The organism is Bradyrhizobium sp. 956_D2_N1_4, from assembly GCF_052076025.1.
GTDB classification, from domain to species: Bacteria; Pseudomonadota; Alphaproteobacteria; order Rhizobiales; family Xanthobacteraceae; genus Bradyrhizobium; species Bradyrhizobium barranii.
The window spans coordinates 7,670,492-7,691,764 of sequence record NZ_CP197237.1 but is presented as its reverse complement, the minus strand read 5'-3'; the positions used below and the strand labels follow the sequence as shown (position 1 = coordinate 7,691,764).

General features: G+C 66.3%; 20 protein-coding genes. 14 read left to right on the top strand and 6 right to left on the bottom strand.

What is annotated here, in order from left to right:
- Positions 1 to 166: 166 nt before the first annotated feature.
- Positions 167 to 2,068 (bottom strand): molecular chaperone DnaK, encoded by a 1,902-nt coding sequence (gene dnaK, locus AB7535_RS36355; RefSeq protein ID WP_028148797.1) that lies wholly within the window; start codon positions 2,066 to 2,068, stop codon positions 167 to 169.
- Positions 2,069 to 2,463: 395 nt separating this feature from the next.
- Between dnaK and AB7535_RS36350 the strand changes: the two genes are divergently transcribed.
- Both AB7535_RS36350 and pncA read left to right on the top strand, forming a co-directional pair.
- On the top strand, positions 2,464 to 3,405 hold the full coding sequence (locus AB7535_RS36350) for a hypothetical protein (RefSeq protein WP_208083799.1): 942 nt from the start codon (positions 2,464 to 2,466) through the stop codon (positions 3,403 to 3,405).
- Between the two features lie 114 nt (positions 3,406 to 3,519).
- Entirely contained in the window at positions 3,520 to 4,242 is a 723-nt protein-coding gene (pncA, locus tag AB7535_RS36345; RefSeq protein WP_028155509.1) for a bifunctional nicotinamidase/pyrazinamidase, read from the top strand.
- Between the two features lie 139 nt (positions 4,243 to 4,381).
- Here pncA and grpE read toward each other — a convergent pair whose 3' ends face one another.
- Together grpE and hrcA are read right to left on the bottom strand one after the other, a co-directional pair.
- Positions 4,382 to 4,987 carry a nucleotide exchange factor GrpE gene (gene grpE, locus AB7535_RS36340; protein WP_063980247.1) on the bottom strand — a complete coding sequence of 202 codons (606 nt, stop codon included), beginning with the start codon at positions 4,985 to 4,987 and terminating at the stop codon, positions 4,382 to 4,384.
- A 96-nt stretch (positions 4,988 to 5,083) separates the two neighbouring features.
- On the bottom strand, positions 5,084 to 6,172 hold the full coding sequence (gene hrcA / locus AB7535_RS36335; RefSeq protein ID WP_063980248.1) for a heat-inducible transcriptional repressor HrcA: 1,089 nt from the start codon (positions 6,170 to 6,172) through the stop codon (positions 5,084 to 5,086).
- A 168-nt stretch (positions 6,173 to 6,340) separates the two neighbouring features.
- On the opposite strand from hrcA, the gene rph reads away from it, so the two are divergent.
- From rph to hemW, 3 genes are read left to right on the top strand one after another with little or no spacing between them, the layout of a single operon-like run.
- Complete coding sequence (rph, locus tag AB7535_RS36330) at positions 6,341 to 7,054, top strand: ribonuclease PH (RefSeq protein WP_014490830.1); 714 nt, start codon at positions 6,341 to 6,343, stop codon at positions 7,052 to 7,054.
- An 11-nt stretch (positions 7,055 to 7,065) separates the two neighbouring features.
- Positions 7,066 to 7,701, top strand: coding sequence for an RdgB/HAM1 family non-canonical purine NTP pyrophosphatase (gene rdgB / locus AB7535_RS36325; RefSeq protein ID WP_354114579.1), 636 nt, complete (start codon positions 7,066 to 7,068; stop codon positions 7,699 to 7,701).
- A complete protein-coding gene (hemW, locus tag AB7535_RS36320; RefSeq protein ID WP_063980250.1) occupies positions 7,688 to 8,842 on the top strand; it encodes a radical SAM family heme chaperone HemW in 1,155 nt (384 codons plus the stop codon). The genes rdgB and hemW overlap by 14 nt, the downstream gene beginning before the upstream one ends.
- 120 nt (positions 8,843 to 8,962) lie before the next feature.
- Here hemW and AB7535_RS36315 read toward each other — a convergent pair whose 3' ends face one another.
- A complete protein-coding gene (locus tag AB7535_RS36315; RefSeq protein ID WP_354114580.1) occupies positions 8,963 to 10,198 on the bottom strand; it encodes a penicillin-binding protein activator in 1,236 nt (411 codons plus the stop codon).
- 339 nt (positions 10,199 to 10,537) lie between these two features.
- On the opposite strand from AB7535_RS36315, the gene rsmI reads away from it, so the two are divergent.
- The 7 genes from rsmI (at position 10,538) to AB7535_RS36280 (ending at position 17,755) form a co-directional block, all read left to right on the top strand.
- Complete coding sequence (rsmI, locus tag AB7535_RS36310) at positions 10,538 to 11,488, top strand: 16S rRNA (cytidine(1402)-2'-O)-methyltransferase (protein ID WP_354114581.1); 951 nt, start codon at positions 10,538 to 10,540, stop codon at positions 11,486 to 11,488.
- A complete protein-coding gene (locus tag AB7535_RS36305) occupies positions 11,475 to 11,873 on the top strand; it encodes a YraN family protein (RefSeq protein WP_071908793.1) in 399 nt (132 codons plus the stop codon). Before rsmI ends, AB7535_RS36305 begins: the two co-directional genes overlap by 14 nt.
- Before the next feature lie 10 nt (positions 11,874 to 11,883).
- A complete protein-coding gene (gene gshB, locus AB7535_RS36300; protein ID WP_085404969.1) occupies positions 11,884 to 12,828 on the top strand; it encodes a glutathione synthase in 945 nt (314 codons plus the stop codon).
- A 504-nt stretch (positions 12,829 to 13,332) separates the two neighbouring features.
- A complete protein-coding gene (gene cpaB / locus AB7535_RS36295) occupies positions 13,333 to 14,148 on the top strand; it encodes a Flp pilus assembly protein CpaB (protein WP_014490823.1) in 816 nt (271 codons plus the stop codon).
- Positions 14,149 to 14,161: 13 nt separating this feature from the next.
- Positions 14,162 to 15,679, top strand: a complete 1,518-nt coding sequence (locus AB7535_RS36290) for a type II and III secretion system protein family protein (protein WP_354114582.1) — start codon at positions 14,162 to 14,164, stop codon at positions 15,677 to 15,679.
- Positions 15,680 to 15,731: 52 nt separating this feature from the next.
- Positions 15,732 to 16,466 (top strand): CpaD family pilus assembly protein, encoded by a 735-nt coding sequence (locus AB7535_RS36285; protein WP_166062026.1) that lies wholly within the window; start codon positions 15,732 to 15,734, stop codon positions 16,464 to 16,466.
- A complete protein-coding gene (locus AB7535_RS36280) occupies positions 16,463 to 17,755 on the top strand; it encodes an AAA family ATPase (protein WP_354077161.1) in 1,293 nt (430 codons plus the stop codon). Before AB7535_RS36285 ends, AB7535_RS36280 begins: the two co-directional genes overlap by 4 nt.
- Positions 17,756 to 17,785: 30 nt before the next feature.
- Here AB7535_RS36280 and AB7535_RS36275 read toward each other — a convergent pair whose 3' ends face one another.
- Positions 17,786 to 18,559 carry a tetratricopeptide repeat protein gene (locus AB7535_RS36275; RefSeq protein ID WP_085404965.1) on the bottom strand — a complete coding sequence of 258 codons (774 nt, stop codon included), beginning with the start codon at positions 18,557 to 18,559 and terminating at the stop codon, positions 17,786 to 17,788.
- A gap of 79 nt (positions 18,560 to 18,638) precedes the next feature.
- Positions 18,639 to 18,884 carry a PilZ domain-containing protein gene (locus tag AB7535_RS36270; RefSeq protein ID WP_027534981.1) on the bottom strand — a complete coding sequence of 82 codons (246 nt, stop codon included), beginning with the start codon at positions 18,882 to 18,884 and terminating at the stop codon, positions 18,639 to 18,641.
- Positions 18,885 to 19,110: 226 nt separating this feature from the next.
- Here AB7535_RS36270 and AB7535_RS36265 point away from each other — a divergent pair, with 226 nt between their 5' ends.
- Positions 19,111 to 20,649, top strand: coding sequence for a YifB family Mg chelatase-like AAA ATPase (locus AB7535_RS36265; RefSeq protein ID WP_166347158.1), 1,539 nt, complete (start codon positions 19,111 to 19,113; stop codon positions 20,647 to 20,649).
- Positions 20,650 to 20,758: 109 nt separating this feature from the next.
- Entirely contained in the window at positions 20,759 to 21,232 is a 474-nt protein-coding gene (locus AB7535_RS36260) for a hypothetical protein (protein ID WP_166062172.1), read from the top strand.
- The last annotated feature ends 41 nt before the right edge of the window (positions 21,233 to 21,273 follow it).

Genomic DNA, 21,273 nt, shown 5'->3' with positions numbered 1-21,273 from the left:
TTCGCGGCAGAGGGCGGCACGGCGACGTTCATCATAACGGCTGGGAATTGATCGATCGTAACGGGGACACGCCCCGCCGAGCCCGACACGACGGCCTCCCCCGTGGGGGAGGAGGCCGGTAGCGCGTGTGGGGTCCAAGCCGTCCGCATCATCACCCTCTTGGGGATCAGGCGGACTTCTTGTTGTTCTTGTCGTCGTCGACTTCGGTGAATTCCGCGTCGACGACGTCGTCCTTGGCCGCATCCTTCTTGGCGTCGGCCTCGGCCTGCTGCTTGTACATGGCCTCGCCGAGCTTCATCGAAGCCTGGGCCAGCGTCTGGGTCTTGGCCTTGATCGCCTCGGCATCGTCGCCCTTCAGCGCTTCCTTGAGGTCGCTGACGGCATCCTCGATGGCGCGGCGCTCGGGCTCGGCGACCTTCGAACCGTGCTCGGCGAGAGCCTTCTCGGTCGAATGCACCAGGCCATCCGCCTCGTTCTTGGCGGTGACGGCCTCGCGGCGCTTCTTGTCCGCCTCGGCGTTGGCCTCGGCGTCCTTGACCATCTTCTCGATGTCGGCTTCCGACAGGCCGCCGGAGGCCTGGATGCGGATCTGCTGCTCCTTGGCCGTGGCCTTGTCCTTGGCCGAGACGTTGACGATGCCGTTGGCGTCGATGTCGAAGGTCACCTCGATCTGCGGCATGCCGCGCGGGGCCGGCGGAATGCCCATCAGGTCGAACTGGCCGAGCATCTTGTTGTCGGCCGCCATTTCACGCTCGCCCTGGAAGACGCGGATGGTGACCGCGTTCTGGTTGTCCTCGGCGGTCGAGAACACCTGGCTCTTCTTGGTCGGGATCGTGGTGTTGCGGTCGATGATGCGGGTGAACACGCCGCCCAGCGTCTCGATGCCCAGCGACAGCGGAGTCACGTCGAGCAGCAGCACGTCCTTGACGTCGCCCTGGAGCACGCCGGCCTGGATCGCGGCACCGATCGCCACGACTTCGTCCGGGTTGACGCCCTTGTGCGGCTCCTTGCCGAACAGCTGCTTCACGACTTCCTGGACCTTCGGCATGCGCGACATGCCGCCGACCAGAACGACTTCGCCGATCTCACCGGCGGTGACGCCGGCGTCCTTCAGCGCCTTGCGGCAGGGCTCGACCGTCTTCTGAACGAGGTCGTCGACCAGCGCCTCGAACTTGGCGCGGGTGAGCTTCATCGTCAGATGCTTGGGGCCGGTCTGGTCCGCGGTGATGAAGGGCAGGTTGATCTCGGTCTGCGTCGTCGACGACAGCTCGATCTTGGCCTTTTCAGCGGCTTCCTTCAGGCGCTGCAACGCGAGCTTGTCGTTGCGCAGGTTGATGCCCTGCTCCTTCTGGAACTCGTCGGCCAGATAACCCACGAGGCGCATGTCGAAGTCTTCGCCGCCGAGGAAGGTGTCGCCGTTGGTCGACTTCACCTCGAACACGCCGTCGCCGATTTCGAGAATGGAGATATCGAACGTGCCGCCGCCGAGATCGTACACGGCGATCGTGCCGGTCTTGGTCTTGTCCAGACCATAGGCGAGCGCGGCCGCGGTCGGCTCGTTGATGATGCGCAGCACTTCAAGGCCCGCGATCTTGCCGGCGTCCTTGGTCGCCTGGCGCTGGGCGTCGTTGAAGTAAGCGGGAACGGTGATGACGGCCTGGTCGACCTTCTGGCCGAGATGGGCTTCCGCGGTCTCCTTCATCTTCTGCAGGATGAAGGCAGACACCTGCGAGGGCGAGTAGGTCTGGCCGTCGGCCTCGACCCAGGCGTCGCCGTTGGAAGCCTTCACGATCTTGTACGGAACGAGCTTCTTGTCCTTCTCGACCATCGGGTCGTCGTAGCGGCGGCCGATGAGGCGCTTCACTGCGAAGAACGTACGCTCGGGATTTGTAACGGCCTGGCGCTTGGCAGGCTGGCCGACGAGGCGCTCACCGTCGTCCGTCACGGCGACGATCGAAGGCGTCGTGCGCATGCCTTCGGAATTCTCGATGACTTTGGCGTTCTTGCCATCCATCACGGCGACGCACGAATTCGTGGTGCCGAGGTCGATCCCAATGACCTTTCCCATGGTCCTGATATCCTTGTTTTTGCGGCAGGTTGGCTGGGCCCAAGAGGCACCCGCTCCAAACCCCCTAAGATCAAACATCCGCGATATTGCGATGGTTGACGCTCATATAGGAGGGGGGGAGGGGCCCGCAAGGACCGAACGCAAGTTTCGGCCATGAAAACATTGGGTTTTGGAAGATCATATCCGGGCTCAACCGCCCTTGCGGGTGAGGAATTATTAACAGGTTCAGGCGTCAGCCGGCCCCCGCCACCGTGATCTGCCCCGCCCTGTTACCGGCGGGCCAAACCCGTTAAAAGGCGGGCGGCCGGACCGCCGCCATCAAGGCGGCTTTGCGCGACAAAGCGGCCCAATGGCCGACCATCGAACGGCCTCAATGTGAACCAATCAGAGTGCCCATGAAGCTCATTCGCCCCCTCGCCGCGCTCGCCGTCCTCGTCGCCACGGCGCTTCCCGCCCTTGCGGCCGATGCCGTTTTCCCGCCCGGCTTGCGCCTCGGCATGGTGCCGCTGGTCGGCCTGAGCACGGCCAAAACGTTTCCGGGCTTCGAGAGCGAGGACGGCAGCGTCAAGGTGCTGATCACCGAGCTACCGCCGGCGGCCTATGGCGAGGTCGTGAGCGCCTTCAATTCCAATCCCGGCGGCACCGCCGGCGTCAAGCAGGACAAGATCGAGACCCCCGCGGGTCTTGCCTATTTCACCATGGAAAGCGGCAAGGCCGGCGAGACGCCGGTGAAGCGCTACTCGATGATCGTGCCGGGCGCCGGTTTCTCCGGCTATGTCGCGGTGCAGATCCCGGAGAACGCAACCAAGATCTACACCGACGAGGCGGTGCGGCAGATGTTTGCGAGCGCCGTCACCCGCAAGCAGGTCTCGGCCGAAGAGCAGATCGGGCTGATGCCGTTCAAGATCACCGATCTCGCCGATTTCAAGGACATCCGCACCCTGGCGCCGGGCTCCAGCATCATCCTGGCCGACGGCAATGAGAGTTCGGGCTATGAATCCAAGCCGTTCATGATCCTCGGCCTGATCGGCGCCACCCCGCAGCAGGCCGACGACCGCGCCCGCTTCGCCCAGGAGGCCGCGCTCCAGATCCCCGGCGTGCGCGAGTCGCGCGTCACCATGTCCGAGCCGATCCGCATCAACGGCCAGCAGGGTTTCGAGACCCGGATCGACGGCGTCAGCGGCAAGGACAAGACGCCCGTGACCGTGGTGCAGTGGATTCGCTTCTCGAGCGGCGGCGCCTCGCTGCGCATCATCGCCAGCGCCCCGCGCGACCAGTGGTCAGCCGCCTTCACCCGCTTCCGCGCCGTGCGCGACGGCATCCAGCCCAAGGGTTAGTCTCAAGGGTTAGCCCAAGCGCTGGACAGAACCGGCTGCATTTTCGGGCTTCTGTTCGTATACGAACGGAACTAGGCTTCCCTTCCGTTGGATCATCCTGGAGGGAGGCGAACGATGCTCGATCGACGACAAATCCTCGCGGCGCTTGGGACAAGCGCTCTCGTAGCCCTTGCTCCAACCGCGCTCCTTGCGGCCGCATCGATCAAGCCGGACGATGCTTCCGCGCTGCTCGTGATCGACGTGCAAAACTGCTTCCTGCCCGGCGGCAGCCTCGCCGTGAAGGAAGGCGAGCAGGTCGTTCCCGTCATCAACAAGATGGCGAAAGCCTTTGCGAACGTGGTGATGACCCAGGACTGGCACACGCCGGGCCACATTTCATTTGCGTCGGTGCACTCCGGCAAGAAGCCGTTCGAGACCGTCGATCTCCCTTACGGCAAGCAGGTGCTGTGGCCCGACCATTGCGTGCAGGGCACCGACGGCGCCGCGCTGTCGAAGGATCTCGCGATCCCGCATGCCGAGCTCATCATCCGCAAGGGTTTTCACAAGGACGTCGACAGCTATTCGGCCTTCCTGGAAGCCGACGGCAAGACCTCGACGGGCCTCGCCGGTTACCTGAAGGGCCGCAAGATCAAGCGCGTCTTCGTCGCCGGCCTTGCGACAGACTTCTGCGTCGCCTGGACCGCGCTCGATGCGCGCAAGGCGGGCTTCGAGGTCTATGTGGTGGAGGACGCCTGCCGCGGCATCGACACGCAGGGTTCGCTCGCAAAAGCCTGGGCCGACATGGCCAAGGCCGGCGTGAAGCGGATTCAGTCCGCGGATATCGCGGTGAGCGCGTAAGGCACGCACATCGGCCAGACCCTCATGGTGAGGAGGCGCGTCAGCGCCGTCTCGAACCATGCAGGCCGAGCTGCGAGAGCCGGGCCTTCATCCTTCGAGACGCGCGCGAGCGCGCTCCTCAGGATGAGGATCACACCGCTCAGTTCACTTCGTTGCTGTTCGCAGCCGGCGCAGCCTTGGTGCCGCCCTTGGCGACGCCGACCAGCGCCGGGCGCAGCACGCGCTCGCCGATGGTGTAGCCGGCCTGCATGACCTGCACGACGGTGCCCGCAGGCACCGACGCATCCGGCACCTCGTACATTGCCTGCTGGAAGTTCGGGTCGAACTTCTGGCCCTGCGGATCGAACTTCTTGACGCCGTGCTTTTCCAGCGCGTTGAGCAGCGAGCGCTCGGTGAGCTCGACGCCCTCGATCAGCGAGGTCAGGCCCGGATCGGCCGCGGCACGGGCCTCGGCCGGAACGGCATCGAGCGCACGCTGGAGATTGTCGGCGATGTCGAGCACGTCGCGGGCGAAGCCGGTGATGCCGTAGAGGCGGGCATCGGCGACTTCCTTGGTGGTGCGCTTGCGCAGATTTTCCATCTCGGCCAGCGTCCGCAGCATGCGGTCGCGCGCCTCGGCGGCTTCCTTCTGCAACAGCTCGACCGAGCCGGGCTCCGGATCGTCGGGCATGATGTAGGGTTTTGACACCACGGGCTCATCGGTCGGTGGGGTCGTGTCGTCGGGCTGCCGGTCTCGATCGGTCATCGGCTCTCTTCTCGAACTCGTCTCAAGGGATTGTTGGCCCGGATATCGTGCCTAAGCTCACGAAAATCAAGCGCCCGTGATCGGAGGAAACGCCGGTCAGCCCCCCAGGAGGCGGCTGACGATGCGCGCGGCGTAGTCCACGGTCGGGATTACGCGGGCATAATTCAGCCGCGTCGGCCCGATCACGCCCAAAACACCGACGATGTGGCCGGCGGCATCCCGATAGGGCGAGATGATGGTGGAGGAGCCTGACAAGGAAAACAGTTTGTTCTCCGAACCGATGAAGATCCGCACGCCCTCGGCGGTCTCGGCGCGTCCCAGAAGGTCGATCACGCCGCGCTTGGTCTCGAGATCGTCGAACAAGAGCCGAACGCGCTCCAGATCCTCCAGCGCGTGCAGATCCTCGAGCAGGTTGGCGTGGCCGCGAACGATCAGCTGGCGGTCCTCGTTCTCGCCGCCGGACCAGCTCGCAATACCGGCCGAAATCACCTTCTGCGTCAGTTGGTCGAGCTCGGCGCGGGCTTCGCCGAGCGCGGTTTCGAGCTCGAGCCGCGCCTCGGCCAGCGTGCGGCCCCGGATCCGCGCATTGAGGAAATTACCGGCTTCCGTCAGCGCCGAGGAGGGAACTCCCGGCGGCAGCGACAACACGCGGTTTTCGACCTGACCGTCCTCGCCGACCAGGATCACCAGGGCTTTTTCGGGTTCCAGCCGGACGAATTCGATGTGTTTCAGCCGCGCATTGGATTTCGGGGTCAACACGACCGCTGCGGCGCGGGTGAGACCGGACAGCCGCGTCAGCGCCTCCGACAGCGCCGCCTCGACCGATTGGGCGTGACCCACCGACGTCAACTGGCTCTGGATCGACTGCCGCTCGGCGTCATTGAGGTCGCCGACCTGCATCAGGGCGTCGACGAAGAAGCGTAAGCCGAGTTCCGTCGGCAAGCGGCCGGCAGAGGTGTGCGGGGCATAGATCAGGCCGAGCTGTTCCAGATCGGCCATGACGTTGCGGACCGAGGCCGGCGACAGCGGCATCGCGATCAGCCGCGAGATATTGCGCGAGCCGACCGGCTCGCCGGTCGCGAGATAGCTTTCGACAATTTGACGAAAGATGTCGCGGGAGCGCTCGTTGAGCTGGGCGAGGCCTGCGCGCGGCGCGATCAGATGGATCGGATCGTGATGGGCCACGGACGGTAACTCCTCTCAGACGCTTATAATTTGTCCATCCCGGAGGGTTCTGACAAGCGTGGCGTTTGCGGGGTGGAAAACTGGGGGTGAAAAAGCCTTGCCGCCCACCCTCACCCCACCTACAAGCACCGCGAATAGCCCTTTTCCGAGAGTTTTGGAGGATTTCCCATGCGGCCAAGCCGCCGTGCGCCCGACGAATTGCGCCCCGTGACGCTGGAGCGCGGCGTGGTCAAATATGCGGAAGGCTCCTGCCTGGTGAAATTCGGCGACACCCATGTGCTGGTCACCGCCACGCTGGAAGACCGCCTGCCGCCGTGGCTGAAGGGCCAGGGCCGCGGCTGGGTCACCGCCGAATACGGCATGCTGCCGCGCGCGACCTCCGAACGAACCCGCCGCGAGGCCTCCGCGGGCAAGCAAAGCGGCCGCACCGTCGAGATTCAGCGCCTGATCGGCCGCTCGCTTCGCACCATCGTCGATCTCGAAGCGCTCGGTGAGCGCCAGATCACGGTCGATTGCGACGTGCTCCAGGCCGACGGCGGCACGCGCACGGCCTCGATCACCGGCGCCTGGGTCGCGCTCGCCGATTGCATCAACTGGATGAAGGCGCGCAACATGATCAAGGCCAAGGTGCTGCGCGACAACGTCGCCGCGATCTCCTGCGGCATCTACAACGGCACGCCCGTGCTCGACCTCGACTATGCCGAGGATTCGGAGGCCCAGACCGACGCCAATTTCGTCCTGACCGGCGATGGCCGCATCATCGAGGTGCAGGGCACCGCGGAACGCGAACCGTTCACACAAGACGAATTCCTCGCGCTGATGGCGCTGGCCCAGAAGGGTATCGCGCGGCTCGTGGACTTGCAGAAACTGGCCGTCGCGTAGTCAATAGGCACATGCACCGCCGAATCACCGGAAAGCTCGTCATCGCCACCCACAATCCCGGCAAGCTCGCCGAGATGAAGGAGTTGCTCGCGCCTTGCGGCATCGAGGCGGTGTCGGCCGGTGAGCTCGGCCTGCCCGAGCCCGACGAGACCGGCAACGATTTCCGCAGCAATGCCGCGATCAAGGCGATCGCGGCGGCGCGGGCGACCAAGCTTCCCGCCTTCGCCGACGATTCCGGCATCGTGGTCGACGCGCTCGATGGCGCGCCCGGCATCTACAGCGCGCGCTGGGCCGGTCCAGCCAAGGATTTTGCCGCCGCGATGGCGCAGATCGAGCGCCTGTTGCAGGAGCGCGGCGCCACCACGCCCGACAAGCGCACCGCGCATTTCGTATCCGCGCTCTGCGTCGCCTGGCCCGACGATCATCTCGAAGAGGTCGAGGCGCGCGTCGACGGCACCTTGGTCTGGCCGCCGCGCGGCACCGCCGGCTTCGGCTATGATCCGATGTTCCTGCCCAATGGCCACGATCGCACGTTCGGCGAGATGACCAGTATCGAGAAGCACGGCCTGCCGCCGCTTGGCCTCGGCCTGTCGCATCGCGCCCGCGCCTTCGTGAAACTGGCGGAGATCTGCCTTGAGCCGCGCTAAGCAAGCTTTCGGCGTCTATGTACACTGGCCGTTCTGCCTGTCGAAGTGCCCCTATTGCGACTTCAACAGCCACGTCCGCCACGCCGCGATCGACGAGACGCGCTTCGCTTCAGCTTTCGCGCGTGAAATCGAAACCACCGCACAGCGTGCGCCCGGGCGTGAAGTCACCTCGATCTTCCTCGGCGGCGGCACGCCGTCGCTGATGCAGCCCGCAACCGTCGGCGCGGTGCTCGATGCCATCGGCAAGCATTGGCACGTCGCCAGCGATGTCGAAGTGACGCTGGAAGCAAACCCGACCAGCGTCGAGGCCACGCGCTTTGCCGGCTATCGCGCCGCCGGCGTCAACCGCGTCTCGCTCGGCGTGCAGGCCCTCGACGATGCCTCGCTGAAGGCGCTGGGCCGCATGCACAGCGCCCGCGAGGCGCTCGATGCCGTCGCCATCGCGCGCCGCTCGTTCGACCGTTATTCGTTCGACCTGATCTACGCCCGCCCCGACCAGACGCCGGCGATGTGGGCCGACGAGCTGCGCCTCGCGATCGATGAAGCGGCCGAGCATCTGTCGCTCTATCAATTGACGATCGAGGAAGGCACGCCGTTCTTCGGCCTGCACCAGGCCGGCAAATTGAAGACGCCGGACGAAGCGGTCGCGCGCGCGCTCTACGACGTGACGCAGGAGACCTGCGACAAGCTCGGCCTGCCCGCCTACGAGATTTCAAATCACGCGCGGCGCGGCGCCGAGTGCCGGCACAATCTGGTGTACTGGCGCGGCGATGAATATGCCGGCATCGGCCCCGGTGCCCATGGTCGCCTCGACATCGACGGTATCAGGCACGCCACCGCCACCGAGAAGCGTCCCGAGGCCTGGCTGATGCGCGTCGAGACCAACGGCCACGGCAACGTCACCGACGATCTCCTCAACAGCGAGGAGCGCGCCGACGAATTTTTGCTGATGGGGCTCCGCCTCGCCGAGGGCATCGACCCCGAGCGCTACAGCGCGCTGTCGGGCCGACCGCTCGATCCCAAGCGCATCGCGCTGTTGCGCGAGGAGGGTGCGATCATCGTGGATGCGACGGGGCGCTTGCGCGTGACCAGCAGCGGCTTCCCGGTGCTGGACGCGGTGGTCGCGGATCTCGCCGCGTAGCGAGCTGCCGTAGGGTGGGCAAAGCGGAAGCGTGCCCACCATTTCCATACGATGCACGGAGAGATGGTGGGCACGGCGCGAAGCGCGCCTTTGCCCACCCTACGGCACCGTCGCCCCGAACTACGCCCCAAAGCTCTTCGGCGAGCCCGCGACCGCCACACCGCCACCCGTCGTCACCTTCATCACGGCGAGGCCGCGCTCGTTGGTGCCATCGGCGCGGAAGCGGAACAGGCCGTCGATGCCGGCGAAGCCGGAAGGGTTGGTGAGCACGTCAGGCGAGAAGCGCGTCGGGCCCTGCGTGCGCGCGAGCGCGGCGACGAGGGCGACCGCGTCATAGGCGAGCGTCGCGGTGCGGATCGGCTCGGCGCCGTATTTGGTGCGGTAGCGGCCGGAGAAGGCGCGGAAGCCGGCCGGGTCCGGCGCGGCGTAGAGACCGCCTTGCAAGTTCGCATTGGCATAGACGCGCGGGTTGTCCCACAGGCCGGTGCCGAGCAGCTGGATGTTGCGCAAATTGGCGCCTGCGGCCGTCATCGCATCGGCCACCGCGACGACGGCATCGCCGTCATCGGCGATGAACAGCGCATCCGCGCTGCCGAGCTGCTGCGCCACTGTGCGTGCCGGCGTCGCGCGATCGGCGCCGTATTTCTCGAAGGCGACAATGCGGCCGCCGCGCCGCGGCACCGCCGCCTTCACCGCGGCCTCGACGACATTGCCATAGGCATTGTCGGGCACCAGCACGGCAATGGAGCGCTTGCCGATGCTGGCGGAATATTCGACGATTCGGTTGACGTCAGACTCCGGCAGGAAGCTCAGCAGAAAGACGCCGCGGCCGGCGATGCTGGAATCGGTCGAGAACGCGATCACCGAGATGCCGCGCGTACGCGCGACCTGCGCCACCGCCGGCACCGACTGCGCGAACAGCGGGCCCAGGATGATCTCGGCGCCTTCGTCGACCGCCTGCTGCGCGCCCGCCTGCGCGCCTTGTGGGCTGCCGTTGTCGTCCTTGATCAGGAGCTGGATGTTGGGATTCTGGAACTCGGCCAGTGCCATCTCGGCGGCGTTGCGCATCGACTGCGCGGCGAGGCCGGCATTGCCGGCGGCCGAGAGCGGCAGGATCACGGCAACCTTCACCCCGCCGCTGCCGGCGGTGGTGGCCTGTTGCGGCGGTCCGGCCGGCTGAGCCGGGGCCGGGGAGGAGCTGCTGAACGGGTTGGAGAACTGGCTGAGACTCTGCTGCACGCCGGCGCAGGCCGACAGCAAGGGGGCGCCGAGCAACAGGCCGAGTGCGCTCCGCCGGGTCGCCCCCGATAATCGGGAGCCCTGAACGGGAGATTTAGGATCGCGCGGGCCCAGCATCACAACTTCTCTTCTGACCGACCGTCGGCCGGCCGGTCACAACATTCTTTCCACGACACAAGCCGCGGATTCAGGCATATTGTCGGCAAATAGTTAACTAAAACAAAAGGATAATGACCACTTAACGCGGCCACACCTCTAGCCCTGGCTAGCTGTCCACCATCCGTCACCCGCATCAAGGCGGCGTTTCCGCCGCGAATGTGGCGCCGACGCTTCATTCCCTCTGCAATGTGATGCCGGATGGATCACATTCCAGTCCTTCCTCACCCCTGACCTGGCGCGATCTTTTTCCGAGGACCGGTTCCCAGCCCCGGGGATCATGCCTAAGTTCGATTCATTATGCGCGTAAAGCCGAGCCCGATAAATACACCTGAAACGACGGATCCCGCCTCGCGCGGTTTCTCCATCGACGCCCATCGGCTGACGGCGCCGAAGGCGGCGCCGGGCCTCCATCTGGTCGCCACCCCCATCGGCAATCTCGGCGACATCACGCTGCGCGCGCTTCAGACGCTCGCCGGCGTCGACGTCATCGCCTGCGAGGACACCCGCATCACGCGGCGCCTGACCGAGCGCTACGCGATCACGGCCCAGCTCAAGCAATATCACGAGCACAACGCGGAAGCGGCGCGTCCGAAGATCCTGGAGGCGCTGGGGCAGGGCGGCTCGATCGCGCTGGTGTCGGATGCCGGCACGCCGCTGATCTCCGACCCCGGTTTCAAGCTGGTGCGCGAGGTCTGCGCAGCCGGCCATGCGGTCTACGCGCTGCCCGGCCCGTCCTCGGTGCTGGCCGCGCTGTCGGTCGCCGCATTGCCGACCGACCGCTTCTTCTTCGAGGGCTTTCTGCCGGCGAAATCCGCCGCGCGAAAGTCGCGCCTTGCGGAGCTCGCCCGCATCGATGCGACGCTGGTGATGTTCGACTCCGGCAACCGCGTCCAGGACACGCTCGCCGAGCTTGCCGAGATCATGGGGACGCGCGAAGCCGCGATCTGCCGCGAATTGACGAAACTGCACGAGGAGATTTCGCGCGCGCCGCTGCAGGAGCTGGCACGCGGAGCGGACACGCTGGAGACGCGCGGCGAATTCGTGCTGGTGATCGCGCCGCCTGCGGCGGACGCGGAGCTGCTGACGCCGGATGCGCTCGACGGCCTGCTGCGCGAGCAGCTCGCCACGCACAGCGTCAAGGATGCCGTCGCGCATGCGGTCGCGCTCTCGGGCCGGCCGCGCCGCGAGGTCTATGCCCGCGCGCTCGAGCTCGCAAAGGGCCTGAGGGACGGCGATGGCGAAGACTGAGGGCGCGGAACCGAAAGTCGCCTCGCCCGAACGCGTCGCCGCGTTCCGCACCGGCATCTCCGCGGAGAGCCGCGCCGCCGCCTATCTCATGGCCAAGGGCTACCGCATCCTCGCCAAGCGCTACCGCACCCCACATGGCGAGATCGACATCGTGGCGCGCCGCCGCAACCTGATCGCCTTCGTCGAGGTCAAGGCCCGCGCGACGCTGGATGACGCCGCCTTCGCCGTGACCCCGCGCCAACAGCAGCGCATCATCGACGCCGCGCAAGGCTGGCTCGTGGCGCATCCCGAGCATGCCGAATTCGAACTGCGATTCGACGCCATGCTGATTGCGCCGCGCTCACTTCCGCGCCATGTGTTGGCGGCATTCGACGCCTCGACCTGAAAGGCAGACCATGAAACTGAACGTCGCCGTCCAGATGGACCCCATCGCCCGTATCAACATCAAGGGCGATTCCACCTTTGCACTGCTCCTGGAGGCGCAGAAGCGCGGCCACGGCCTGTCCTATTACACGCCCGACAAGCTCTCGATGGTCGGCGAGGAGATCGTCGCGCCCATCCAGCTCCTGACCGTGCGCGACGAGCCCGGCAATCACTTCACGCTGGGTGAGCCCAGGCGCGAAGCGCTCAACGGCTTCGACGTGGTGCTGCTGCGCCAGGATCCGCCGTTCGATCTCGCCTACATCACCTCGACGCACTTTCTTGAGCGCATCCATCCGAAGACGCTGGTCGTCAACAACCCCGCCTCGGTGCGCAACGCGCCGGAAAAACTGTTCGTGATGAACTTTCCGCAGCTGATGCCGCCGACGCTGATCTCGCGCGACCTCGACGAGATCAACGCGTTCCGGGATAAGCACGGCGCCGTCGTCATGAAGCCGCTGCACGGTCATGGCGGCGCGGCGGTGTTCCGCGTGATGCCGCAGGACATGAATTTCGGCTCGCTGTTCGACATGTTCTCGGTGACCTTCAAGGAGCCGTGGGTGATCCAGCAGTTCATCCCCGAGGTGAAGCACGGCGACAAGCGCATCATCCTCGTCAACGGCGAGTTCGCCGGCGCGGTGAACCGCGTGCCGGCCGCCGACGACCTCCGCTCCAACATGGTGCGTGGCGGCGCCGCGCAGGAGACCGAGCTCACGCCACGCGAGCGCGAGATCTGCGCGACGGTTGGCCCGGCGCTGCGCGAGCACGGCCTGCTGTTCGTCGGCATCGACGTCATCAACGGCAACCTCACCGAGATCAACGTGACATCGCCGACGGGCATCCGCGCCATCGCGCGGCTCGGCGGGCCTGATGTCGCGGCGAAGGTCTGGGACGTGATCGAGCAGAAGCGGGCGAAGTAGCACCGGCCTGTAGCCCGGATGGAGCGCAGCGAAATCCGGGATCACACCGCGCGCTGCACGACCCCGGATTGCGCTTCGCTCCATCCGGGCTACGGACATCAATGGAAACACGAGGAACGACGCTCCTCACCCTGAGGAGCCGCGCTTGCGCGGCGTCTCGAAGGGCGAAGCCACCGGCCGGGCCTTCATCCTTCGAGACGCTTGCTACGCAAGCTCCTCAGGATGAGGAGCGACTACCGCGCACGCTGCGCGAAGCGCCCATGACTAAACCACCCATTCACCATGACGTCGCGCGCATCGTTCGAACGAACGTCCCGCCCTGCGTGAATCTACGGGGCCATTGGCCGAGCGGATAACGCGACGTTCACCATCTGCCCAGAACGCGCATCGTCACGGGCCATCACACTCGGCCTCGCAACACCCCTTATACTTTTACTCCCTACTCATCGACGCAGGGGAACCCGCCACGTGCGGTTCGAGTGCCCCGCGTAAGAGTAGAAGCGTATGAACACCGCACGCATTGTCGTTCTCGTCATCGCGCTGGGCGCCGGCGGCGTCGCTGCGTATCTGGCGAGCGGCTTTGACAACAAGCCCGCGCCCGCCCTTCCCGTCGCCGAGAAGTTGCCGACGGTCGAGGTGCTGATCGCGAAGAACGACATTCAGCTCGGCCAGGCGGTGAAGCCCGAGGATCTGCAATGGCAGTCCTGGCCGGCGGCGACCGCGAGCAGCGCCTTCATTCGCCGCGACAGCAGGCCCGACGCCCAGACCCAGATCGCAGGCTCGATCGCGCGCGTGCCGTTGATGCAGGGCGAACCGATCCGCGAGCAGAAGCTGGTGCGGGCCGAGGGCTCGGGCTTCATGGCCGCGATCCTGCCCTCCGGCATGCGGGCCGTCTCCACCGAAATTTCAGCCGAGACCGGCGCCGGCGGCTTCATCCTGCCGAACGACCGCGTCGACATCGTCCTGACGCGGCGCCTGAAGAACCCCGATGGCGCCAACGGCGCGACCGGCGGCAACGACCTGATCCTGTCGGAGGTCATCCTGAGCAACATCCGTGTGCTCGCGATCGACCAGGCTCCGAAAGAAAAAGACGGCCAGAACGCCGTGCTCGGCAAGACCGTCACGCTCGAGCTCAAGCCGGACCAGGTCGCGACGCTGTCGGCCTCGCGCCAGGGCGGCACGCTGACGCTCGCGTTGCGAAGCATCGCCGATGCCAACGCGTCGGAGATTTCGATCGAAGACCTGGCGGCCAAGCGGCCCGGCGGCGTGAACGTGATCCGCTACGGGGTGCAGGCACGGCAACTGACGTCACAGAAGTGATGATGGGGACACCATGAACTACGGGGATGATCGGACGGGCCTGCGCATTCGGAGGAAGCGCGCGCGCTCGTTCTGGACGGGGGCGGTGCTGATGCTGGGGCTGATCGCAGCCCCCGATTTCGTCAACGCGGCGGATGCGCCGGTCGGCGACCAGGCGCCGATGCAGGCGCCGGATCTCGGCGTGTCGCCGGTTTCGACCATCGCGCCTGCGCGCACGCGCTCGCTGTCGCTCGGCGTCGGCAAGTCCGTCGTCATCGACCTGCCGCGCGAGGTCAAGGACGTGCTGGTGGCCGATCCCAAGATCGCCAATGCAGTGATCCGCTCGTCGCAACGCGCCTATATCATCGGCGGCCAGGTCGGCCAGACCAACGTCGTGTTCTTCACCGCCGACGGCCAGCAGGTTGCTTCCTACGACATTGCGGTGAAGCGCGATCTCAACGGCATGCGCACGGCGCTGCGCCAGTCGCTGCCGGGCGTGCAGATCGAAGGCGTCGGCGACAGCGTGATGCTGACCGGCTCGGTGTCGAGCCCGATCGAGGCCCAGCAGGCCGGCGATGTCGCCGCAAAGCTCGTTGGCGGCGCTGACAAGGTCGTCAACAACATCGTCGTGCGCGGTCGCGACCAGGTGATGCTCAAGGTCGTCGTCGGCGAAGTCCGCCGCGACATCGTCAAGCAGCTGGGCGTCGACCTCAGCGCCAGCCTGAATGCCGGCACTGCGGTCGTGAACTTCAACAACTCCAACCCGTTCTCGGTCAGCGGCGGACCGATCGTCGGCAGCAACGGGCTCGGCGTGGCCGGGCTCGCCAAGGGCGTCGCCACCGTCAGCGCCACGATGCGCGCGATGGAGAGCGCCGGCGTGATGCGTACGCTGGCCGAACCGAGCCTGACCGCGATCTCGGGCGAATCCGCCACCTTCATCGCCGGCGGTGAATTTCCGATCCCCGCAGGCTATTCCTGCGATCCGGTCACGCACGTCTGTACCACCCAGGTCACCTACAAGAAGTTCGGCATCTCCCTGAACTTCACCCCGCTCGTGCTCAGCGAAGGCCGTATCAGCCTGCGCGTGATGACCGAGGTCTCGGAGCTGTCGAACACGAACGCGATCACGCTGACGCAGGCGGTGTCCTCGACCTCGAGCAACTCGATCACGATCCCCTCGGTCCAGACCCGCCGCGCCGAGACCACGCTGGAAATTCCCTCCGGGGGCTCGATGGCGATGGCCGGCCTGATCCAGCAGAAGACCAAGCAGGCGATCAACGGCCTGCCCGGCGTCGACCAGGTGCCGATCATCGGCGCGCTGTTCCGCAGCCAGGACTTCGTCAACAACGAGACCGAGCTGATGGTGATCGTGACGCCCTACGTGGTGCGCGCGGTCGCCCAGAAGGAATTATCGCGGCCCGACGACGGCTTTGCGCCGGCCTCGGACGCGCAGACGGCGCTGCTCGGCCGCATGAACCGGCTCTATGGCATCGCGCGCAGCGTCGATCCGATCGAAGGCAGCCGCGGCGATTTCGGCTTCATCATCGACTGAGACGGACGGTTTGGGGACCGGGACAGGAAACGGGGCAAGAGGGGACAAAGCGATGACGAAGACGATTGCCGATCGACGTCGCAAGCTGCGGATCGCGCTGGCGCTGACGGGGCTCTCCGTCGTGCTCGGCGCCTGCAACACCACCGGTGACATCGTCACCCAGACGGTGCCGACCGACTATCGCCAGCGCCACCCGATCGCGGTGCAGGAAGCCAAGAAGTCGATCGTGATCTTCGTCGGCAAGGCGCGCGGGGGCCTCTCCACCGCGCAGCACGCGGACGTCGCGGGCATTGCCAGGGACTGGGTGCGCGAAGGCACCGGTTCAGTGGTCGTCGACGTGCCGAGCGACGCTGCGAATTCACGCGCCGCAGCGGCGACCTATCACGAAATCCGGTCGGTGCTCGCATCCGGCGGCGTGCCGTCGCGCGCCATCGTCCAGCATCCCTATCGGCCCGAGGATCCCGGACTGCTGCCGACCATCCGCCTGAGCTATTCGAAGATCGCCGCGGTCGCCGGCCCCTGCGGGCTGTGGCCGGAAGACGTCGGTCCGAACATCCTCGACCCCGGCTACAACGAGAACCGGCCGTACTTCAATCTGGGTTGCGCCAGCCAGCGCAACCTCGCGGCCATGATCGACAACCCCGCCGACCTCGAGCAGCCGAGGGCGGAGACGCCTGCCTACACCGCACGGCGCGAGATCGCCTTCGAGCGCTACCGCAAGGGCATGGCGACCACGACCATGTATCCCGAGGCCGAAAAGGCCAAACTCAGCGACACAGGCAAATGACAAGTCTTCACGACGACGAAGAAGCGGACGACCCGCGGCACCCCGAGGACCACATTGCGCCGGTTCCTCGCATCTCGGTGCAGGCCTTTTGCGAGACCGAGCAGACGCTCGCCGCGATCACCGCGGCCGGGCAAGATCGCCGTCTCGCCAAGGCGCATCTCACCGCCAAGGGCGGCGGCCTTGCCGCGGCCATCGAAGTCTATGACACGATGCCGACGCCGAACGTCATCGTGATCGAATCCGACGGCACACGCGATATCCTCGAGGGCCTCGACGATCTCGCCGGCGTCTGCGATCCCGGCACCCGCGTGGTCGTGATCGGCAACCCCAACGACACCGCGCCCTATCGCGAGCTGGTCCGCCGCGGCGTCAACGACTACGTGGTGGGACCGGTCGAAACGCTCGACGTCGTCCGTTCGATCTGCAGCCTGTTCTCGGCGTCGGAAGCCATCATCACCGGCCGCGTCATCGCGGTGGTCGGCGCCAAGGGCGGCGTCGGTGCGTCCACGGTCGCGCACAACGTGGCCTGGACCATCGCGCGCGACCTCGCGCTCGATTCCGTCGTGATCGATCTCGACCTCGCCTTCGGCACCGCCGGCCTCGACTACAACCAGGACCCGGCGCAGGGCATCGCCAACGCGGTGCTCTCGCAGGACCGGCCGGACACGGCGCTGATGGAGCGCCTGCTCGCCAAATGCACCGAGCGCCTCAGTCTGCTCGCTGCGCCCGCGACGCTCGACCGCGTCTACGATTTCGGCGCCGAAGCTTTTGATGCGATCTTCGACACGCTGCGCATGACCACACCCTGCATCGTGCTCGACGTTCCCCACCAATGGTCGGGCTGGACGCGCCGCGCGCTCGTCAATGCCGACGACATCGTGATCGTGGCCGAGCCCGATCTCGCCAATCTGCGCAACACCAGGAACATGCTGAGCGTGCTCAAGGCGGCACGGCCCAACGACCGGCCGCCGCTGTACTGCATCAACCAGGTCGGCATGCACAAGCGCGCGGAGATCGACGTCAAGGCGTTCGCCAAGACCATGGAGAGCCAGCCGATCGCGGCGATCCCGTTCGACTCGAAACTGTTCTCGACCGCGGCCAATAACGGCCAGATGATCGCAGAGGTCTCCAAGAACCACCGCACCACCCTTCTGTTCCAGAACATGGCGAACCGCCTCGCCGGGCGTGGCGAGGTGAAGAAGCCGAAGCGCTCGCTGCTCGGGCCGCTCCTGAAGAGGCTCAAGGGCAGGGCGGGTCGCGGGTCAGCCCCGCATCGCAAGGTGTCGTAAGCACCAACGCGAACGAGAAACGAGGGCGGGCTACTTGTCCGCCCGCTGCTGCTTCTTCGCCAGCAACTGCCGTAGCGCCGTGACCTTTGCCGCGGCCTGATCCGGCGGCAGGTCGGCCTTCACGATGGTCTCGGCCTCGGCCTGCTTTCCCTGCAGTCCCACGACGAGCGCCAGATTGGCGCGCACGCGGGAATCGGCGCGATTGCGCTCATAGGCGCGGCGCAGCGTTTCCTCGGCCCGCGGCAGATTGTTCTGGAGCATGTAGGACAGGCCGAGATTGGACAGAACCTGCGGCTCCTCGGGCACGATCTTCAGCGCTGCCGAATAATATTGCTGCGCCTCTTCGTTCCGGCCGAGCTGATCGAGCGCCGCGCCTTGCGCCGACAGGATGCGCCAGTCGGGATCCTCAGGCGTATGCGCGCGGCTGAGCACATCGAAGGCCTGCTGGAAATTGCCGCTGTCGGCGAGCGCGCGGCCGTAGCCGGCGAGCAGCGCCTTGTTGCTGGGATGGGCGAGCACGGCCTGCTCCATCACCGCAACGGCCTGGGCGCGCTGGCCGGTCTCGCGCAGCGCCATGCCATATTCGAGCGCGACGTTGGGATCGGAAGGCTTGGCGCGATAGCGCTCGCGAAGCGCGTCCATGTCCGGCTTCGGATCGGCCCTGCCAGCCGTTTCCGACTTGCCGCCGAGCGCGCCGGTGATGTCCTCCAGACTCGTGGTCTGGCAGCCGCCGAGGGCAAGCATCACGAGCGCGGAAAGCAGGAATCTCGCCGGCGGAGAGGCAAGGGACGAACGCTTGGGCATACTCTGATCACTCGGCGACTGATCAGCGATGCTTACCGATTAACGCTAAAGTCCAGTTAAGGAACCCGGTCCGTCCGGCTCAATCGGTGAACTCGGCGCCGAATTCGCAGCCGATGCGCCAGCGCAGGCGGCATTGGCGGGAATAATCGGGCGCGAAGATGATGGTGAATTGCGGCGGCACTTCCAGAAACTCCGCCACCACTTTCACGCCGCCATCCGAGATATCCGTGATCGTGCAATCCCTCGGCAGCGAGCCCGCGCCAAAGTGAATCTTGGCGAGCCGAGTGCACACCCGTCGTTCGCTTCTGCGGCGATTTGCAAGCATTTTAATTGTTCACCCGTTAGATCACGGCCCATCCCGCAGCTCTAGGAGTAGCGAACATTCGTTGGGATGTGCTGATGAGAGCCGCTCGCATTCGAGGCGTAGTGTCTGCGTGATGTTTACGACCGGTTAGGGTTTTCCGGGCCCTCGGACTGTTCTCGTATTGTTCTTGCAAGAAAGATCGGGCTCTGCTACCCCTAATTGTGCGAGAGGGCAGGCTGGTTCGAGCATGGTTCAGCGGGTTTCTACCGTCGCCTTTGAGGGGATAGAGGCCCGCGCGGTCGACGTGCAGGTGCAGGTCGCGCCCGGCCTCCCTGCGTTCGCCATCGTCGGCCTGCCCGACAAGGCGGTGTCGGAGGCACGGGAGCGCGTTCGCTCGGCGCTGATTGCCTCGGGGCTGGCGCTGCCGGCGCGGCGGATCATCGTCAATCTGGCGCCCGCCGACCTGCCCAAGGAGGGCAGCCATTACGACCTGCCGATCGCGCTCGGGCTGATGGCCGCGATCGGCGCGATCCCGCCGGATGCGCTGACCGGTTTTACCGTTCTCGGCGAACTCGGCCTCGACGGCTCGATCGCGCCGGTGGCCGGCGTGCTTCCCGCCGCGATCGGCGCCAATGTGCGCGAGGAAGGCTTGATCTGTCCGGCGGCCTGCGGCTCGGAAGCGGCGTGGGCGAGCCCGGACATCCAGATCATCGCGGCGCAATCGCTGATCCAGATCGCCAACCATTTCAAGGGCACGCAGGTGCTGTCGCGGCCCACGCCGCGCGTGCACGAGGTCGCCGCCTCCCCGCTCGACCTGCGCGACATCAAGGGCCAGGAGAGCGCCAAGCGCGCGCTGGAGATCGCGGCCGCTGGCGGACATCACCTGCTCATGATCGGCGCGCCCGGTGCGGGCAAGTCGATGCTGGCGGCGCGCCTGCCCTCGATCCTGCCGCCGCTGTCGCCGGGCGAATTGCTCGAAGTCTCCATGATCGCTTCCGTCGCCGGCGAGATCGAGGGTGGCGCGCTGACCGCGCGGCGGCCGTTCCGCTCGCCGCATCATTCCGCGAGCATGGCCGCGCTCACCGGCGGCGGCATCCGCGCAAAACCCGGCGAGATCTCGCTCGCGCATCAGGGCGTGTTGTTCCTCGACGAGCTGCCCGAGTTCGATCCGCGGGTGCTGGATTCGCTGCGCCAGCCGCTGGAGAACGGCGAGGTCTCCGTCTCCCGTGCCAATCATCGCGTGACTTATCCTGCGCGCTTCATGCTGGTCGCGGCGATGAATCCGTGCCGCTGCGGCCATGCGTTCGAGCCCGGCTATGCCTGCAAGCGCGGCCGCATCGATCGCTGCACCGGCGACTACCAGGCGCGCATCTCCGGTCCGCTGATGGACCGCATCGATTTGCGCATCGAGGTTCCCGCGGTGACCGCAGCCGATCTGATCCTGCCGCCGGCGGCGGAAGGCTCGGCGGAAGTCGCCGCGCGCGTGGCAGCCGCGCGCGACATTCAGCTCGCGCGTTACGCGGATGCGGGCCTGCCGCATGTTCGCACCAATGCCGAGGCGCCGGCCTCGGTGTTGGAGGACGTCGCCAAGCCGGATGCGCAAGGCGCCAAATTACTGCGCGACGCCGCCGAGACCATGCGGCTGTCGGCGCGCGGCTATCACCGCGTCCTGCGGGTGGCGCGCACGCTCGCCGATCTCGACGGCGCCGACAAGATCGGCCGGCTGCATCTCGCCGAGGCGCTGTCCTACCGCGCACTCGCGGAGGATGTGCGGCAGATGGCCTGATCCTTCCGCGCATCAACCCGGCGGTAACGAGTTTCCTTTACGCTCTGCAAACCATAAGGCCCACGCGTTCCCCTATGAGTTCCACACAGGGCCGGGCGAGTAGAGTGTCATGTTGCGTTTCAAGATCCTGGCCTCGGTTGTTCCCCTGCTGGCGGCCGCGGTGTTCGCCCGCGGCGAGATCGGATCGGTCTCGCATCCCTGCATCGCGCTGGGCGAGACTTCAGTCGAGCTGACATCCCTGTTCTGGACGGCCGGCGTCCATGTCGCCTTCACCGACGATCTGTCGCGGGCCACGGTGCGGGTTCAGATCACCGACGATCCGGACGCGGCGGACTTCGCGGTCGTGGACGACGGTCTCGGCTCCGAACCGGATTCCTGTCAGGCCAATCCGGCGACGCGCCTCGTCACGATTGCCACGGAGCCGGTCGACGGCGGCCCGGTGATTTACCTGTCCACCGACGGGCCAGCCGATTACCGCATCTATGTGCGCTCGAAGACGTTTTCGCAGCGCGAGGCTGCGGCGCTGATCGTCGGCGCCAATGGCGGCCACCGCCCGCTTCCGCTCCAGGCCGCCTCGCTCTGAAGCGTTAACACCTCGTCAACCCTGTTTGGAGGCCGAACCAA